Origin of the sequence: Dethiosulfovibrio peptidovorans, from assembly GCA_002748665.1 — a bacterium.
Classification (GTDB): Bacteria; Synergistota; Synergistia; order Synergistales; family Dethiosulfovibrionaceae; genus Dethiosulfovibrio; species Dethiosulfovibrio peptidovorans_A.
This window is the reverse complement of the sequence record PDTB01000024.1, coordinates 56,027-72,424: the sequence shown is the minus strand read 5'-3', so window position 1 is coordinate 72,424 and position 16,398 is coordinate 56,027. Positions and strand designations below refer to the sequence as shown.

14 protein-coding genes are annotated in these 16,398 nt (G+C 54.5%); 10 read left to right on the top strand and 4 right to left on the bottom strand.

The annotated features are described in order from the left end of the window. The first annotated feature begins 16 nt into the window (after positions 1 to 16). Positions 17 to 277 carry a hypothetical protein gene (locus CSA35_07465; GenBank protein PIE54219.1) on the top strand — a complete coding sequence of 87 codons (261 nt, stop codon included), beginning with the start codon at positions 17 to 19 and terminating at the stop codon, positions 275 to 277. 182 nt (positions 278 to 459) lie between these two features. Here CSA35_07465 and CSA35_07460 read toward each other — a convergent pair whose 3' ends face one another. Continuing rightward, positions 460 to 1,656: an aspartate aminotransferase gene (locus tag CSA35_07460; GenBank protein ID PIE54218.1), complete on the bottom strand. Its 1,197-nt coding sequence runs from the start codon at positions 1,654 to 1,656 to the stop codon at positions 460 to 462. Between the two features lie 173 nt (positions 1,657 to 1,829). On the opposite strand from CSA35_07460, the gene alr reads away from it, so the two are divergent. The 3 genes from alr to CSA35_07445 all read left to right on the top strand — a co-directional run bounded on the left by alr (position 1,830) and on the right by CSA35_07445 (position 5,019). After that, positions 1,830 to 2,954 carry an alanine racemase gene (gene alr, locus CSA35_07455; GenBank protein ID PIE54217.1) on the top strand — a complete coding sequence of 375 codons (1,125 nt, stop codon included), beginning with the start codon at positions 1,830 to 1,832 and terminating at the stop codon, positions 2,952 to 2,954. 154 nt (positions 2,955 to 3,108) lie between these two features. Continuing rightward, entirely contained in the window at positions 3,109 to 4,386 is a 1,278-nt protein-coding gene (locus tag CSA35_07450; protein PIE54216.1) for a glutamate dehydrogenase, read from the top strand. A gap of 243 nt (positions 4,387 to 4,629) precedes the next feature. Beyond that, entirely contained in the window at positions 4,630 to 5,019 is a 390-nt protein-coding gene (locus CSA35_07445; GenBank protein ID PIE54215.1) for a Fur family transcriptional regulator, read from the top strand. A 48-nt stretch (positions 5,020 to 5,067) separates the two neighbouring features. Here the strand turns inward: CSA35_07445 and asnC are convergent, their stop codons facing one another. Next, on the bottom strand, positions 5,068 to 6,369 hold the full coding sequence (asnC, locus tag CSA35_07440) for an asparagine--tRNA ligase (GenBank protein PIE54214.1): 1,302 nt from the start codon (positions 6,367 to 6,369) through the stop codon (positions 5,068 to 5,070). Between the two features lie 108 nt (positions 6,370 to 6,477). Between asnC and CSA35_07435 the strand changes: the two genes are divergently transcribed. Both CSA35_07435 and CSA35_07430 read left to right on the top strand, forming a co-directional pair. Continuing rightward, a complete protein-coding gene (locus CSA35_07435; protein ID PIE54213.1) occupies positions 6,478 to 7,869 on the top strand; it encodes a hypothetical protein in 1,392 nt (463 codons plus the stop codon). 14 nt (positions 7,870 to 7,883) lie between these two features. Continuing rightward, the gene (locus CSA35_07430) at positions 7,884 to 9,395 is read left to right on the top strand and encodes an AMP-dependent synthetase (GenBank protein PIE54225.1); all 1,512 of its coding nucleotides are present in this window, start codon (positions 7,884 to 7,886) and stop codon (positions 9,393 to 9,395) included. Positions 9,396 to 9,421: 26 nt separating this feature from the next. On the opposite strand, the gene CSA35_07425 is transcribed toward CSA35_07430, so the two are convergent. Beyond that, positions 9,422 to 10,264 (bottom strand): haloacid dehalogenase, encoded by an 843-nt coding sequence (locus tag CSA35_07425; GenBank protein ID PIE54212.1) that lies wholly within the window; start codon positions 10,262 to 10,264, stop codon positions 9,422 to 9,424. A 110-nt stretch (positions 10,265 to 10,374) separates the two neighbouring features. On the opposite strand from CSA35_07425, the gene CSA35_07420 reads away from it, so the two are divergent. Then, on the top strand, positions 10,375 to 11,739 hold the full coding sequence (locus CSA35_07420; GenBank protein PIE54211.1) for a GntR family transcriptional regulator: 1,365 nt from the start codon (positions 10,375 to 10,377) through the stop codon (positions 11,737 to 11,739). Here CSA35_07420 and CSA35_07415 read toward each other — a convergent pair. Then, positions 11,727 to 11,918, bottom strand: a complete 192-nt coding sequence (locus CSA35_07415; protein PIE54210.1) for a hypothetical protein — start codon at positions 11,916 to 11,918, stop codon at positions 11,727 to 11,729. The two genes, CSA35_07420 and CSA35_07415, sit on opposite strands and share 13 nt — an antisense overlap. Before the next feature lie 694 nt (positions 11,919 to 12,612). On the opposite strand from CSA35_07415, the gene CSA35_07410 reads away from it, so the two are divergent. From CSA35_07410 to CSA35_07400, 3 genes are read left to right on the top strand one after another with little or no spacing between them, the layout of a single operon-like run. Beyond that, on the top strand, positions 12,613 to 13,386 hold the full coding sequence (locus CSA35_07410) for a short-chain dehydrogenase (GenBank protein ID PIE54209.1): 774 nt from the start codon (positions 12,613 to 12,615) through the stop codon (positions 13,384 to 13,386). A 27-nt stretch (positions 13,387 to 13,413) separates the two neighbouring features. Then, the gene (locus CSA35_07405) at positions 13,414 to 14,820 is read left to right on the top strand and encodes an aminomethyl-transferring glycine dehydrogenase (GenBank protein PIE54208.1); all 1,407 of its coding nucleotides are present in this window, start codon (positions 13,414 to 13,416) and stop codon (positions 14,818 to 14,820) included. Then, entirely contained in the window at positions 14,820 to 16,397 is a 1,578-nt protein-coding gene (locus tag CSA35_07400; protein ID PIE54207.1) for a glycine dehydrogenase subunit 2, read from the top strand. The genes CSA35_07405 and CSA35_07400 overlap by 1 nt, the downstream gene beginning before the upstream one ends. The last annotated feature ends 1 nt before the right edge of the window (position 16,398 follow it).

Genomic DNA, 16,398 nt, shown 5'->3' with positions numbered 1-16,398 from the left:
CGGCCCCACATGGACCATGGCGATAGGAGAGGGGAGTCCCGCCAGAGATGCCGGCACGGTGAGCGCGGATATACTCTCGGCGGGCGTCATCAGCCTGATTTCCATGGACCAGAGGGGAGAGATACGTGATCCTCAGGATACGCCGGATGTTGGAGCCTACGAGTATAAAGGGTCTGGACCTGCTCCTGCACCTGGCGGTGGTGGCGGCGGTTGTTCCGTGGGCTTTGCCCCGGCCATTCTGTTCCTCGCCCTGCCGCTGGTTTTTATGAGACGATAGGTGAATTACGCACGAAGCCAGAGCATAACGACAGACAGACACGCAGCGTGGCGTAAAGCAGGAGGAACCGCTCCGGTTGGGGGCGGCTCCTCCTCTTGTTGTCTATGAGATGATATGATGAGCCTGAGAACAAAAGTACCTCAGACGCTTTTGTTGCCGCCTGTCCACAGGTGATAAGAGCGTTAGCTCCGTCGCCCTGGATAGGTTTCCAGTCCTCTCTTGAGGATCTTCATCGCTCTCTCCAGGTCAGGGCCTTTGAGCACGTAGGCAAGACGGGCCTCGTCGATTCCCAGGTTGGGAGTGGCGTAGAACCCTGCTGCAGGAGCGATCATGGTGGTTTCTCCGTCTACATCGAAGTCCTCCAGCATCCAGATGGCGAACCTCTCGGCGTTGTCCACGGGCATCTTGATGACCACGTAAAAAGCACCTTTGGGCTTTTCACAGACGACGCCGTCCATGGATTGTAGCTCTCTGTACAGGATGTCCCGGCGTTGTTGATACTCCACGTTGATCTCCTTCAGGTAGTCCCTGGGGGTACCGTAGAGGGCCGTGGCTCCCACTTGCTCCAGAGTGGGGACGCAGAGCCTGCCCTGGCAGAGCTTCAGGACCTGCTTGCTGAAGTCCCTGTTTTTTGAGGCCAGGGAGCCAATCCGGGCTCCGCAGGCGCTGTACCGTTTGGAGACCGAGTCCACGATGACAACCCGATCGGCGATCTCCGGCAGGTTGCCGAAACTAGTGTACTTGAGGCCTTCATAGACAAACTCCCGATAGACTTCGTCAGCTATGATGGCCAGGTCATACTTTCGGACGATCCGGGACAACATGTCCATTTCATCCCTGGTGTAGATGACCCCTGTGGGGTTGCCCGGGTTGCTCAAGACGATGGCCCTGGTCTTGGCCGTGATGCGCCGTTCGATCTCGTTCTCAGAAGGCAGATGGAACCCCTCCTCAGCCTTTGTCGTGATGGGGGTTACTGAGACGTTGATGGCTCGGCTGAATGCGTTGTAATTGGCGTAGAAGGGTTCGGGGATAAGCACTTGGTCGCCGGGGTCGCAGAGAGCCATCATGGCGAACATGAGGGCCTCACTGCCGCCGTTGGTGATCAGGATGTCCTGGGGGGAGAAATGCATGTCGTACGTCTCGTAGTATGACACGATAGCTTCGATGAGCCTGGGATCCCCTGGCGAGGTGGCGTAGGCGATGACCTTCTGTTCGAAGCTCCGGATACTCTGAAGGAACGACGGCGGAGTGACGATGTCGGGTTGCCCGATGTTGAGGTGGTAGACCTTCTTGCCTTTTGCCTTGGCGGCGTTGGCGATAGGGACCAGTTTCCTAATAGGCGACTCCTGCATGGCGTTGATACGATCAGAAAACCGCATGGACAACATCTCCCTTGTATTGAAAATTGAGTTTGAGATTGCTCAAAGCCATGATATCATGAAACTCGGAGTGTCGTATTGAGAATTATTGATGTTATCGAGATCTCAAGCCTGTTTTTCATGCGTTCCTGGATGCTGCGGCGTGGTGTTCTCGACGAGGAGGTGATGTTGAGATGGCTTTCATGCCCAGCAGGATGGAGGTCTGTCTGGGAAATCTGGCCCGAAACTACCGTGCCATTGAGAATCACGTGGGATTTGGGGTTCAGTTGATGCCGGTGATCAAGGCCGATGCCTACGGTCACGGGATGTTGGAGGTCGCTCGACGGTTGGTTAAAGAAGGGGCTCAGCGCTTTGCCGTTGCCTCGTCTGACGAGGCTTTTCTCCTCAGGGATGGCGGCATCGGTGAGGCTCTCTTGGTTATGGGGCCGACGGTCTATCATGAGGCGGGGGAGCTCGTTCGACAGGAGGTGGCCGTTGCCCTGATCGACATGGCCATGGCCCGGGCTCTGAGTCAGGCTGCCGTCAGGGAGGGGCGGTCCGCCCTGGTCCACGTCAAGGTTGACACCGGTATGGGGCGAATTGGTTTCCTCCCAGAGGAGGTACCAGCTATGCTGGATGAACTGTCGACCTTGCCCGGTATACGGGTTGAGGGGGTGTTCACTCATTTTGCTGTCTCCGACGAACGACGATGCCTTGAGTACACTGAGACCCAATTTCGTCGCTATGTCCAGGTTTTGGAGTATCTGGAGTCTCGGGGAGTCCGGGTTCCCCTGCGCCATGTGTGTAACAGTGCGGGAACCTTGAACGATCCGGAAAAACATCTGGATGCCTGTCGTCCCGGGATTATCCTCTACGGTATGTGGCCCTCTGAGGACTGTCTGAGGCCTATCGATCTTTGTCCCACGTTCCAGATAAAGACGATCGTGGTCGCTCTTCGCACTCTTCCCAAGGGGAGCGGTGTTGGATATGGCCTTCGGTATGTCACTCCGGGAGAGCGACGAATAGCGGTCTTGCCTATGGGGTATTCCAATGGCCTCTCTCGTGCGTTTTCCATGAAAATTGATGTTCTGATCAAAGGAACTCGGGTTCAACAGATCGGCAACATATGTATGGAACAGAGCATGGTTGATGTCACCGGTCTGGATGTTTCGATAGGAGATGAGGTGGTTCTGGTGGGGCAACAGGGAGAGGAGGAAATCTCCCCTGATGATCTGGCGGCTGCCCGGGAGAATACTCTCAACTACGAGATCCCCGTCATGTTCAGTCAAGGACTACCTCGGGTCTATCTGGATGACTGAGTGTGTACTTGTCTGATTTTACGAAATTTATTTTTTTCGATAAAAAGAAGGTTTATCGTTGGTATTGTGTCTCAAGTAGTGCTAGTATTGAAGCTGTTTTAGAAGTGCCCTGCGGCGAGGGTTTCGTCGCATATTTTGTAGGAGGTGGAGTTCCATGTCAGTGGTGAAGCGTACTTCCGATAACGTGCTTCTGGACACAGCTCTCAAGAATTTCTATGCTGCAGCGGAGGAAATGGGGCTTGAGGACGGGCTTGTCGAGATATTGAGTCGATCTGAGAGAAAGACCTCTGTGTCGATTCCTGTCGAGATGGATGACGGCTCGGTCAAGGTCTTTGACGGATTCCGGGTGGCCCACTCATCCGCTATTGGGCCCGCTAAAGGTGGGGTTCGATTCCATCCTGAGGTCTGTCTGGACGAGTGCGAGGCTCTGGCTTTCATGATGACTTGGAAGTGTTCTCTGGCTGGTATTCCCTACGGAGGCGGTAAGGGAGGTGTTTCCTGTAACCCCTTGGAGATGTCTCCCCGTGAGAAAGAGCGGATTGCCCGTACCTTTGCGGCTCGAATCGAGCCTGTGGTTGGTGCGTGGACGGATGTTCCTGCTCCGGACGTGAACACCGGCGGTCAGGAAATGATCTGGTTCATGGACACCATCAGTAAGATGAGGGGGCGCCTGGAGCCGGCTATTTTTACCGGGAAGCCCATTCCTCTGTGGGGCTCTAAAGGGCGGACCGCTGCTACCGGTCTCGGTGTCGCTACCTGTGCCATCGAGTTTATGAAAGCTCTGAACAAGCCCGTAGAGGGGGTCACTGTTGCTATTCAGGGTTTTGGAAACGTGGGATCCCACGCAGCTTTGACCATGGTGGCTGCAGGAGCGAAGGTCGTCGCCATCAGCGACATCACCGGGACCTACTACTGCAAGGACGGCATCGATGTCCAGAAGGCCTATGCACACGTCTCAAACCACCCCAAGAAACTCCTGGAGGGGTTCTCCCAGCCAGGTCTCGAGAAGAGAGATCTTCCTGAGTTGGTTTTGACCGAATGCGATATCCTCATGCCCTGTGCTCTTGAGGGAGCTGTAAACGGCAAAAACGCCGACGGCGTCAAGGCCAAATACGTTGTGGAGGGAGCCAACGGTCCGGTGACTCCCGAGGGTGACGCTATCCTTGATGATAAGGGTATCATGTTGGTTCCCGATTTTCTCGCCAACTCCGGCGGGGTTATCGGCTCCTACTTCGAGTGGTGTCAGGACTTGGGCGGGTTTTTCTGGACCGAAGAAGAGTACAATCAGCGTCTTCTCCGGATCATGAAGGACAACTTCAAGAGGGTTTGGGACTACTCTCAGAACAAAAACGTCAAAATGCGCCGGGCTGCCTTCATGGCGGCTATCCAGCGGGTTGCCGATGCTGTCAAGATGAGGGGCGTTTTCCTGTAGAGATCCTGTCCATCTTTACCAGTGACGATCAAAGGAGGACAGACGGGCTTGGCCTGTCTGTCCTCCTTGTTTTTTCCATCTCTTGCTGCGTGGTAGAAAGAATTGGAAGCTTGACGAACAGAGAAAATAACGATAGTATTAGAATCCGTTATTGATATTGTGCTTGAGGACGAACGGGACTGTGGCGTTACTGAAACTTGTTGTTTGGCCTCTCCTGAGTGGGGCCTATGGGAGGTGGAGACCATGCCCATACAAAGACGGACCCGACAGAGAGATGCTGTTTTTCAAGTCGTGTCTCGGCTGGGACATCATCCTACGGCCGAGGAGGTTTTTTGGGAGGTACGTCAGAAGATTCCAAACGTGAGCTTGGGGACGGTCTATCGTAATCTGGACCAACTCTGTGAGGCAGGGCATATCCTGAAAATACCTGGAGGCGACGGACCCTGTCGGTACGAGGGAAACGGGCAGGATCACCTTCACGTTCGTTGTCCTTCCTGTGGGGAGCTTCGAGATATCTGGCCCAAAGGTGACCCTGTCAATCGCTCGGTTTTCTCGGAGGATTTGTCTCAGGCTGATTTTTATCTCGAATTCATTTCTCCCTGTCCTAAGTGTTGCAAGGCTTCAGAGAGTTGAGTACCGTGCATAAAAACGGGGTGTCCATCGATGGACACCCCGTTTCCTTTACGGATTAAGGCGATAGATCGTTCTGGGCCAGGGAATAACCTCACGGATGTGATGAAGGCCACATATCCAGGCCACAGTTCTCTCCAAGCCGATACCGAAGCCGCTATGGACGAACGTTCCGTAGCGCCTGAGGTCGAGATACCACTGGTAGGACTCTGTGTCCATTCTGTCCGACTCCATGCGGGCGAGGAGCTTATCCAGATCGTCCTCTCGTTGGGAACCTCCGATGATTTCCCCATATCCCTCCGGCGCCAAGAGGTCCGCGCAGAGCACCGTCTCGGGGTCGTCAGGGTTCTCCTTCATGTAGAAGGCCTTGGCTCCTTTGGGGTAGCATTCTACGAAGACGGGGCGGTCGTATTGCTGGGTGAGGATGGTCTCATCCTGGGCTCCCAGGTCGTCACCGAAGGATATGGAACTCCCCAATTGGTTGAGTCTGGTCACGGCGTCCCTGTATGAGAGCCGATAGAACGGTCCCTCTGTGATGGCTCGAAGGGGCGCCGTGTCCCGCTCGAGCAAGGCCAATTCCTTGGAACAGCCGTCCAAAACCTCGGTGACGGTGACGCGAACGAGGTCTTCCTCAAGATCTAAGCAGTCTTTGTGGTCGTAGAAGGCCATCTCGGGTTCAAGCATCCAGAATTCGGTGAGGTGTCGGCGAGTTTTGGATTTCTCCGCCCGGAAGGTAGGGCCGAAACAATAGACTTTTCCATAGGCCGCCGCCGCTGCTTCCGCGTAGAGCTGCCCCGTCTGAGCCAGATAGGCTGTTTGATCGAAGTAGTCCAGCTCAAAGAGTCCAGATGCTCCCTCTCCAACGGCCCCTGTGAGGATAGGGCTGTCTATCAGAAGGAACCCACGATCACGGAGGTATTTTCTCCACGTCCAGACGATGTGCTCTCGGATGATCATGATAGCCCGCTGTCTCTGGCTCCGTATCCAGAGGTGACGGTTATCCAGAAGAAAATCGACACCGTGGTCTTTTTTCCCGATAGGGTATTCCTGATCTGGGTTATGGAGAACTTGAAGATCGGTGACGGTCAATTCCACGCCCGACGGTGCCCGCTCGTCTGCTCGTACTGTGCCGGTAATCTGGATGGAGGCCTCAATCCAGAGTTTTTTCCCTTCCTCAAATGCGTCGTCGGAAACCTCCTTCTTCACCATGACGGCCTGTACGAAGCCCGATCCATCCCGAATCTGAAGGAAATGAATCTTCCCAGAGCTCCTCTTGTTGTACATCCATCCTTTGATAACCACGTTTTCCCCGACGTGCTGGGGCATATCCTTGATTCTGATACACGATGTCATGTGAGAGACCTCCTCGTTTGCTTCTCTATGTTATAACCCAAAATAGGGTCTGTAATATGATACACTAAATGCAAGGGGTTCATTCTACCACTGTAGGGAGGGCTTTTTGTGGATCGACCTCGGCTTCTTATTGCTGATGAACGCCGAGAGGGGGTTGTCTCTCCCGGTGTGTTTCTTGCGGCTTCCCTTAAGGCATTGGGCGTGCCGCTTCAGTTGTTTGTCGGGGGATTCGACGAGGAGTATTTGAGGATGCTCTCTCTGAGCTGTGAGCAGGAGGTTTATAGCCTGCACCCCTCCCTCTTCGCAAGCAACGCCGCCTTTCGGGATGTTTTCACGTATCTGGCCCGGGGGGATCGGCTGAATCTGATCCTGGCCCCCTTAGGAAAGCTGGCCTCGGAGGATCACCTGGAGCTCGATGAGGAAACTCTCTCTGTTGCCCGTATTCTGGGAATTGGTATAATCGCGGCTCCTCGTGCTAACCCGGTTGCGGTTCTCACGTCACGGATCATGGGGGATGTGTATGCTCAGTTGCTCCGAGCCCAGATCGATCTCTACGGTGTGGTCTTCTCGTCAGTGCTCAATCCCAGAGAGTATCAGCTTCTTGAGGTCGGTGTCGGGCGTACCATACCGTCACCTATTTTGGGATATATCCCGCGGTACATGGATCGTCAGAACGTAACGCTGGAACAACTATGTACCGATCCGTCCTTGGTTCATCCAGTTCAAATAACAGCTAATCAACTTCAGGGAATGGTGGGGCAGGTCGATTGGAGTGCTATCGCGGCCTTTGGACAGTATGCTGCACCTTTAAACGAATCGATGCACCCTATCCATCCCTTGCAAGAAGCTCCCAAGGTAGCGGTTTTGTCCGATCAGACACTCGCCTCATCGGGAGGGAACGATCTGGCCTTTTTTCGGACGATCGGCTGTTCGGTGATTGATGTTTCCCTTCTTCAGGGACGGATACCGGCGACTGCGGATATCCTGTATATCCCTCACGGATTGCCTCATCTTGCTCTGAAACGCCTCCATCTCAACGAAGACCTCTTTGATCAGGTTCGGGCTCTGCCTCAGCGCAGTTTGCCGGTGCTGGTGAACGGTGGTTTTTCAGCGGCATGGGGGCGATGGATCTCCACCCCGGACCAAGGTAACTCCGGTCGTGATGTGGGGCTGAACGCCTTCGACGAGGGATTCGAACTCTCTGAGGTCTCTCGGGAGGGAATTCCCGTTGAAATTGAGGAAAGGCCTACTCGAACGACGGTGGTTTTGCCCTTGTTTGACGATGAGCGCTTGCGAGGAACCCTCTCAGGGTATATGAGAGGAGGCCTGAATATCCCCGGAGATGGTCAATGTGCGTGGCTTGCTAAAGACTTGCGTGATGGTAAGGTGTTGGGTGAGGCTGGTTGGCGGGTTCATAAGTTGGTAGGTTCCCAGGTATGTCTTGATCTCTGGAGTTGTTCCAATGTTATCAAGCGATGGATACGACAGGAGGCCCGGTGATGGATGACGGGGCGATGAGGAGAGATGGTCGTCGAATTGATAAGGTCGTCAGGGGGGTGTGGTCTTGCCGAGACGACGACCTGCTCTGGTGGGACGGTGAGTGGTGGTCTGTCGGACGCCTCTTCGATTTGGCCGATAGGACGACCGATGTATTGAGGAATGGGGGTTTTGCAGCGGGGAGTCGTCTGGTGGTTTTTATGCCCAACTGTCCGGCTCTGCTCGGTCTCGCTTTGGCCGTATGGCGGCTTGAGGGGACTCTCGTTCCCTTGAATCCCCAGGGGGGAGCCGAGGCGTTGCTCTCGGCTGTTTTTCATGCCGATCCGACGGCACTGATTGTGGAGGAGGCGTGGGTCTCCAAACTGAGTGGGATTGAGAAAACCGCTGAGGTTCCGATCGTCGCTCTTGCCTCGGACGGTGCGTTGGAGACCTATACAGGTACGGAGAGCGTTCCGTCCGATTCCCATGTGGCTGTCCTGTTCTCAACCTCGGGAACTACCGGCCGGCCCAAGGTCGTGCCTCTTACCCACGAGAATATCCTGTCCAATCTGGAACAGTCCCTTCAGCTGGTGAATATTCTGAAGCCCTGTGACGTTTTTCTCAACGTGCTGCCGAATTTTCATACATTGGGGCTTGTTACCAGTGCTCTGTTGCCTCTGATTGCTGGCAATCGGCAGGCTGTGGTGCCGATATTTATGCCTCCTGACAGGGTTCTTCGGGCGATTACTGCCGCTCGGGTTACGGTGATCGTGGGTGTTCCCACCATGCTGCACCTCATGGTGGGAGCAGCCGCAAAGGCTGGATCGACTTTTGATTCTCTTAGGGTTGTCCTCAGTGGCGGTGATCGCTTTCCACCGGCATTGGATGAACGGGTTCGGAGGGTCTTTGGGGTCCCTGTGCTGGAAGGCTACGGCTTGACTGAGTGCTCTCCCGTCTTGGCAGTGAATCCTACATATGAACGGCGCCGGTTGGGTACGGTAGGCCCCTTACTGGAGAAGATCGAAGCGAAGGTGCTCGATTCTGACGGAAACTCTGTTATGCTTGGTGAGGAGGGAGTCCTTTGGGTCCGGGGCCCCTCAGTGGCTTCTGGGTATTTTAAGGATCCTGAAATGACGGAGAAAAAGTTTGTAGACGGCTGGTTCAACACGGGGGATGTCGTCGTCATGGATGACGAGCGATATGTTCGGATCGTGGATCGAGCCAGCGACATGATTATTGTCGGCGGTTTCAACGTCTACCCCCAGGAGGTTGAGGCAATTTTGACGAGCCATCCTGGAGTTATGGAGGCCGCGACCGTTGGGCGTCCCAACTCTTTAAGTGGGCAGGTGCCCTGTGCGTACGTGTCGGTGGTACCTGAAGGGCCCCCTTCGCCCGAGGAGCTTATCGTCTATTGCAAGGAACGTTTGGCTCACTATAAAGTTCCGCGTCGAATTGAGATCGTGCAGGATTTCCCCCGAAACAGTATGGGGAAAATCCTGCGTCGAATCCTTCGAGAGGCTCTGGAGGAGCAGGCGAGACAACAGAGATAGCAGAAAAAGTTGTGTGAGATGCGCTCTCAGAGCCCCAGAGCTCTGAGAGCGTCTTGTATGTTGGGAAAACGAAATTCGGTGTTTTTTATGAGTCGGCCGATTGCCACGAAATCCCCTTTGCCTAAAGCCAGAAGGCTCTTCCTGTCGCTGGCCGTATCGCCGAAAAACAGGGGCCACGTCGTGTCCATGTGAAGGCAGAGTTCCTGAAGCCCTTGAGGCGAGGGTTTTCGGATACCATCGTCCCAGCAGATGGTTTGTTCCTGAGGGAGATCCTCCCATTGCAGGATCTCCAGGGCCAGGGCGAGCTCCTCCCTGGAGCGGCCGGTGTAGATTCCCACTGGCAGGGAAAAAGAGTTCCAGTGTTTTTTTAAAAGAGGCGACTCCCGAAGCCATAATCCCGGTTCGTCCTGGCTGATGGGCGTCCTGCCCAGGAGGTCTTGCGTTTTGTCGGATCCAAAGTAGATCTCCTGACAGATGGAGCGTGTCTCGTCGTAGGGGACGCCATCGCCGAAGTTCTTGGTGAACCATGGTACCATGTCCAGGTCTGAAGCCTCCATGGCCAGGATGCTCTCTTCCCATTGCCATGGGCTGGGGAAACATCGATCCAGGTCCTCATCTTTTCTCGATACTGCCATAGTGGTGAGGGCCCAGCAGATATCGTAATCGTCGTTGAACGAGGGGTATCGCTTGGCTGTCTCAAAATGACGAATCGAGAAGGGCGACTCCTCGGCCTGCCGTCCCAGAACGGAGGTCCAGATCCTGTGGATTGCGGTTTTGATAACGTTTGGAAAGGAGTCCCTTGTATCGATAAGAACGCCATCGACATCGAAGATAATACAGTCTGCTTGTAACGGTGACAAAATGGACATGAAATTCCTCCCTGGAGGTACGATAAAGACGACAATCTATTGTACGGCTCACGACCAGGTACTGCAAGAAGGCATTCGATAGACTTTTTTATGTGAGGTGACGCTGCGATATGTTAGAAGTCCCCTTGAATCGATCATCTAAGCTTCCTCTGTATCGTCAGATAGCCATTCATCTGGAACGCATGATTCAGGTAGGGGCTCTGTCTGTAGGGGAGCAACTGCCTGGGACTCGACGGTTTGCCGATAATCTGGGGGTGAGCCGGATGACCGTCATTGAGGCATACAGGGTGTTGGAGGATCAAGGGCTTTTGATTCAGCGAGGTCGGAGTGGGGCCTATGTCACAGGGGCCTCTCGATGCGTTGAAAAAGGAGACGATCCTGACGTGGCTTTGTGGATCATGAATGGGGAAGCCCCGACGCCCAACCTTATGCCTGTATCGGCTCTTACTGCGATTGTTCGGGATGTGCTTTGTCGGGATGTGGCAGTGGCTCTTGGGGAAAGTCCACTTGAGGGGTTTCCCGATCTCCGTCATGCTCTGGTGGCACATGGGGCATCCCGGGGAATTCCCGCTGATTGGAGGGACGTGGTTCTCACGTCAGGCGGTCGTCAGGGGCTGATGGTTTCCTTCGCTTCTCTCCGTCGGGTCGGGGTTCGGACGGTACTTATGGACTGGTTCAATTATCCCGATGCTCCGGTTATGGCGAGAGAGGCTGGGCTCCGTGTGCTCCCCTTTCCCCGGCTGGGTGACCCTCGGGAGGCTATGGAATGTATCGAAGCTGACGGAGCGGTCTATCTGGTCCCAAGTTTTGCCAACCCGACGGGGGCAACGATGGATGGGGCTCTCCGGGAATCAATTCTGGCTTTAGCCAGGCGCAGAAGCATATGGATCGTCGAGGACGATGCCTACGGTGAGCTTCGCTACGGTGATACCAGTGTGCCAGCGTTGAGAGCTCTGGATGACGGCCACAGGATTCTCTACCTGGGATCCTTCAGTCAAGCCCTTTTCCCGGGGCTCCGGTTGGGATACGCCCTGGTCCCTGATGAACTTCGGCCGATGTTTCTTCTGTCTCTGAACTGCTGCGGCGGTCCTCCGTCGTCGTTGATCCAACATGTGGTTCGTTGGTTCATTACCTCGGGAGGTCTGGCCTCAGCCTTGGAGCGGACCAGAGTCGAGATGGCCTGTCGGATGGGACTCCTTTGCTCGGAGTTGGGATATCGATTCTCTCGGCCCTTTCTCCGTCCTCAAGGTGGAATTTATCTGTGGTTTGAGTCCCCCGGTATTGATGGAGATCAGGCTCAGGATTTGGCCCGGGAGGAAGGTGTTTTGGTGTCGTCAGGTCGGCGTTTTGCTCTGAACGGTGAATCAGTATCGGCGGTCAGGCTCTCTGTGAGTGGAATTTCTGCGCAGGAGATCCCTCAAGCCGCAGCGGCCCTGAGTCATGCTTGGAAAGGGGCCCTCGATCAGGAGCGGTAGCGGTGAGCTATCCGGTTCCAAAGCCACAGAGCGGCGACGGCGGAGACCGTTCCGCCTGTGAGACCCCAGAGGACGTATCCCCATCGTCCTCTCCCTAGGAAAACCCCCCAGAGACCAGCCAGAGCGTACCCATAGAAAAACAACGTAGCTATGGAGAGCAGGAGAACCACCTGTCTCATGTTCATCCTCCTTTGTCCTATCCTTGCCCTGAAGACGGGCAAAGGTGTTTTTGTGACAGGAAAACCTATCAGTATTGTTCGTCTCGGAAGAGAAAAAGATGGTGTGGGGATCAGAATAGATCTCCCCGAGTAGACTCCATTGAAGAGGTTGTTCCTCAAGAACTCCGGTGTAGCCGTAAACACATTCGTTTTCCTCGAAATGAAGACCGATCATCTAATAACTCGTCGAATCGTCGATAGTGGAAAGATTTGTCTCTCGCTCAGCTGAGTTCACACTCTCTTGGCATAAGGGTGAGATTTTCTCTGCTCCGATTAGGGATGACAATAGCCCTATCCCATCATAGCTGTCAAGAGATATGGGGTTGTTAAAAGTTCGTTACACCCTGAGTCCGAGAGAGAAGTAGCCTTTGCTTCAGGAACTCCCTTGGGGACGTCTGCTTGAAAGGCCTCATGGGAAAGTTATTGCAGAACCTTTTATGTTGCTTCAACTGAGCTGCGAAATCACCGGGAGAATGAATTGTCCTTTCCTGGAGTGACATTTTCACTGAACATTTACTAAACATTTATGGGTGACGTTATCACTGAGCAGCGACAGACAGGTTGACAGAGAACCTATGGTGATATATATACAAAGTAGTTCGTGTATTTATTGTATTCTTTGTATACCAAGGGCCCCATGAAAGGAGAGACGCCCATGTTGGATTTGAACCAGGCATTTGGGATGAAGGGGAAGGTGTCCGTGATCACTGGAGCTGCGTCGGGGATTGGACTCGGGATTGCCCGGTTTTTTGCGAGTGCGGGAATGTCGGTCGCGATGCTCGATATCAACGTCGATGTCGGTGCTCGGATGAGCGACGAGATCCAGGGAGATACGGTCTTTTTTGAGTGCGACGTCACCGATTCCTCGTCGTGTTTCGACGCCGTGGATACCGTGATCGATCGGTTCGGCCGGATCGACGTCTTGGTCAACTGTGCCGGCGTCGCTCGTCGGGACGACGTGGTCGGTTTATCGGAAGAGGCCTGGGATCTGGCCTTGAACGTGACGCTTAAAAGCGTCTTTCTCATGTCCAAGGCAGTGGTGCCCTGTATGCGTCGCCAGGGAGAGGGGCGGATCGTCAACATTGGTTCAGGATGGAGTCTCAAAGGGGGCCCCAAGGCCGTGTCTTATTGCGCAGCCAAAGGCGGGGTGTGGAACATGACCCGGGCTATGGCCATCGACCACGGCCCCGAGAATATCAGGGTGAACTGCGTCTGTCCCGGCGATATCGACACGCCTATGCTCAGAAGCGAATGTGAGCAACTCGGTGGTACGTACGATCAGGCGTACAAGGATGAGTGCGCCGAGCGTCCCATTCGAAGGCTTGGACTGCCTGAGGATGTCGCTAAATGCGTGTTTTTCCTGTGTAGCGATATGGCCCCGTGGGTCACCGGCAGTAGCTTGGTGGTCGATGGCGGGGGAATCGCTTGATCGTTCTTTAACCGGGAGGTATGTACCATGTCTCAGGAAAAAATCGTTTATCCATACATACCCAATTCCTCACCCCAGGTTCAGGAGGAGATGCTGCGAGAGATCGGGGTGTCGTCCGTGGATGATTTGCTGGTCGATATTCCAGAAGATCTTCGTCTGCAAAAGAAGATGGATCTCCCGGAGCCTCTTCTGTCTGAGGCCGAGCTGCGTCGTCATATGGACGGTCTTTTGGCGAAGAATACCTCTGTCAACGAGGTGATCTCATTTCTCGGAGCCGGGTGTTATAACCATCAGATCCCCGCTGTCGTGGATCAAATAGTCTCGTCCCACGAGTTTCTCACGGCTTATGCAGGAGAGCCCTACGAGGACCATGGCCGTTTTCAGGCCCTTTTCGAGTATCAGAGCCTCATGGCCGAGCTCCTGGATGTTGAGGTCTGCAACGTGCCGACCTACGACGGCGCTCAGGCTTCCGGCACTTCATTGTCCATGGCGTCTCGGATTACCGGCAGAAACGTGGCCCTGATCGCTGGTGCGGTGAACCCCGATCGTTTGGCGGTCATACGAACTTATCTGGATCCGGGTATGAGCGTGAAAACACTGGACTATGATCGGGAGACCGGACTGGTTGACATGAAAATCCTGGCAGACTCCATTGATGGATCTGTGGCGGCTGTCTACCTGGAAAACCCCTGCTATTTCGGCTCCATGGAGACTCAGGGGCAGGTCATCTCTGATTTAGCCCATGAGAATGGAGCGTTGATGGTTGTCTTCACCGATCCCAGCTCTCTTGGTGTTATGAGTCCTCCTTCCCGGTATGGTGCCGACATCACCTGTGGGGATATCCAGTCCCTGGGGATCCACATGTACTACGGGACGGGAGGCGGTTTCATCGCCACATCCGATGCTCCGGAGATCGTTTCGGAGTATCCCTCCAGGCTTTTCAGTTTGGCTCCCACAAGCCACGGAGAGTGGGGATTTGGGGATGTCCTCTGGGAGCGGACGTCCTTTGCCAATCGGGATCACGCCAAGGAATTCGTCGGGACCCATTCTGCCCTCTGGGGCATCGGTGCAGCGGTCTATCTCTCGCTCATGGGGCCCAGAGGTATGGCCGACCTCGGCCGTGGTATCGTTCAGCGATCTCTCTATGCCAAAAAATGTCTCTCCCGGATACCCGGCATATCGATAGATCGCTTCCAGTCCGTCTCCTTCAAGGAATTCGTCGTGGACCTGAACGCCACAGGACTCACAGTGAAATGGGTGAATCAAAAGCTTCTCGAAAGAGGTATATTCGGAGGTCTGGATCTGTCCTCCTCTTTCCCCGAATTGGGGCAATCGGCTCTGTATTGTGTGACCGAGATGGTCACGGGGCAAGACATAGAGAGGCTTGCTGACGAACTTGAAAAGATCGTAGCCGATGGAGGGAGGAGCCAATAATGGAGAGAGCCGCCAGAGATCAGATATTTCACCAGGCCCGGTGGAACGAGCCTATCGTGTTTGAACTCAGCGAACCGGGACAGAGAGGAATTATCGTACCCGAGGTGGGGGCAGATATGGAGGCCTCTGTAGGTGATGGAGTGTCGTCCATTCCGTCGTCGGTTCGTCGGGACGATCTTCCAGATCTGCCCGAGCTTGGGCAGCTCCAGGTTCTCCGTCATTTCAACCATCTGGCACAAGAGAATTTGGGCGTAGATCTCAATATCGATATCGGTCAGGGAACATGTACGATGAAGTACAGCCCAAAGGTGAACGAATCCTTTGTCTCCTCTCCCAAGATGGCCGATATTCATCCTCTTCAGGATGAGACCACGGTCCAGGGAGCGCTGGAAATCATGTACCGTCTTGGCGAATTTTTTAAGGAGATATCGGGCCTTGATTACTTTAGTCTTCAACCCGGAGGCGGCTCCCATGGGGCGTTGGCTATGGCGTCCATGGTACGCGCTTATTTCAAGGATCAGGGGCAAGAGGATGTCCGTGATCAGGTGATCACCACTTTCTTCTCTCATCCGGCCGACGCAGCCGTACCTATCGTGAAGGGGTATTCGGTGACGGTTGTTCCTCCTGACGAATACGGTCTGCCTGATCTTGAGGCCTTTAAGGCGGCTTTGTCCGAACGAACTGCGGCCATCTTCTTCACCAACCCTGAAGACACGGGTATTTTTAACAGTAGAATCACGGAATTCACCAGGTTGGCGAAGGAGGTCGGTGCCCTTCGATGCTACGATCAGGCCAATGCCAACGGACTTTTGGGTATCACCCGAGCCAGAGAGGCTGATTTCGATATCTCCTTTTTTAACCTACATAAAACCTTCTCATCGCCCCACGGATGTGGCGGGCCAGCTACCGGTCTTGTCGCTGCGAGAGAGTTTCTCCGGGAGTATCTCCCCGCCCCTGTCGTGATCCGACGAATGGACGGGGAATATGGGCTGGATTGGGATCTTCCCAGGAGTTGTGGAAAGGTCAAGTCCTTTTATGGTACGCTGCCGGCTATCGTCCGGGCCTACGCCTGGATTATGAGCCTGGGAGCTGACGGCCTGAGGGAGGTCTCCCGTGTCGCCGTTTTGAACAATAACTATGTTATGAAGAGATTACTGGCCATACGGGGCTGCTCCATGTCATTCCCAGATCACGCTCCCAGAGTCGAGCAGGTTCGCTATAGTTGGGAGAAGCTCAAGGAGGAGACGGGGTTTGGAACCGGAGATGTCCAACGTCGGACCGCCGATTTCGGGACACACTACTGGTCCAGTCACGAGCCATGGGTCATCCCCGAGCCGTTCACCATCGAACCCAGCGAGTCCTACTCTAAGGCCGATCTCGACAGGTACTGCGATATTCTGACCCGTATAGCCAGCGAGTGTTATTCCGACCCTGAGGTTATACGACATGCGCCTCACAATAGCTCCATCCATCACGTGGATCACGACGTTCTGGACGATCCTGAGCGTTGGGCCATCACGTGGAGATCGTACAGGAAGAAATACGACGGATATTTTGAAAAAAAAGACGACCGTTGAT

What these genes read in the sequence shown, in the direction of transcription:
- CSA35_07465 (PIE54219.1), top strand. Translation starts at nt 17, where the DNA reads ATGGCGATAGGAGAGGGGAGTCCCGCCAGAGATGCCGGCACGGTGAGC.
- CSA35_07460 (PIE54218.1), bottom strand. Translation starts at nt 1,656, where the DNA reads ATGCGGTTTTCTGATCGTATCAACGCCATGCAGGAGTCGCCTATTAGG.
- alr (PIE54217.1), top strand. Translation starts at nt 1,830, where the DNA reads ATGGCTTTCATGCCCAGCAGGATGGAGGTCTGTCTGGGAAATCTGGCC.
- CSA35_07450 (PIE54216.1), top strand. Translation starts at nt 3,109, where the DNA reads ATGTCAGTGGTGAAGCGTACTTCCGATAACGTGCTTCTGGACACAGCT.
- CSA35_07445 (PIE54215.1), top strand. Translation starts at nt 4,630, where the DNA reads ATGCCCATACAAAGACGGACCCGACAGAGAGATGCTGTTTTTCAAGTC.
- asnC (PIE54214.1), bottom strand. Translation starts at nt 6,369, where the DNA reads ATGACATCGTGTATCAGAATCAAGGATATGCCCCAGCACGTCGGGGAA.
- CSA35_07430 (PIE54225.1), top strand. Translation starts at nt 7,884, where the DNA reads ATGAGGAGAGATGGTCGTCGAATTGATAAGGTCGTCAGGGGGGTGTGG.
- CSA35_07425 (PIE54212.1), bottom strand. Translation starts at nt 10,264, where the DNA reads ATGTCCATTTTGTCACCGTTACAAGCAGACTGTATTATCTTCGATGTC.
- CSA35_07420 (PIE54211.1), top strand. Translation starts at nt 10,375, where the DNA reads ATGTTAGAAGTCCCCTTGAATCGATCATCTAAGCTTCCTCTGTATCGT.
- CSA35_07415 (PIE54210.1), bottom strand. Translation starts at nt 11,918, where the DNA reads ATGAGACAGGTGGTTCTCCTGCTCTCCATAGCTACGTTGTTTTTCTAT.
- CSA35_07410 (PIE54209.1), top strand. Translation starts at nt 12,613, where the DNA reads ATGTTGGATTTGAACCAGGCATTTGGGATGAAGGGGAAGGTGTCCGTG.
- CSA35_07405 (PIE54208.1), top strand. Translation starts at nt 13,414, where the DNA reads ATGTCTCAGGAAAAAATCGTTTATCCATACATACCCAATTCCTCACCC.
- CSA35_07400 (PIE54207.1), top strand. Translation starts at nt 14,820, where the DNA reads ATGGAGAGAGCCGCCAGAGATCAGATATTTCACCAGGCCCGGTGGAAC.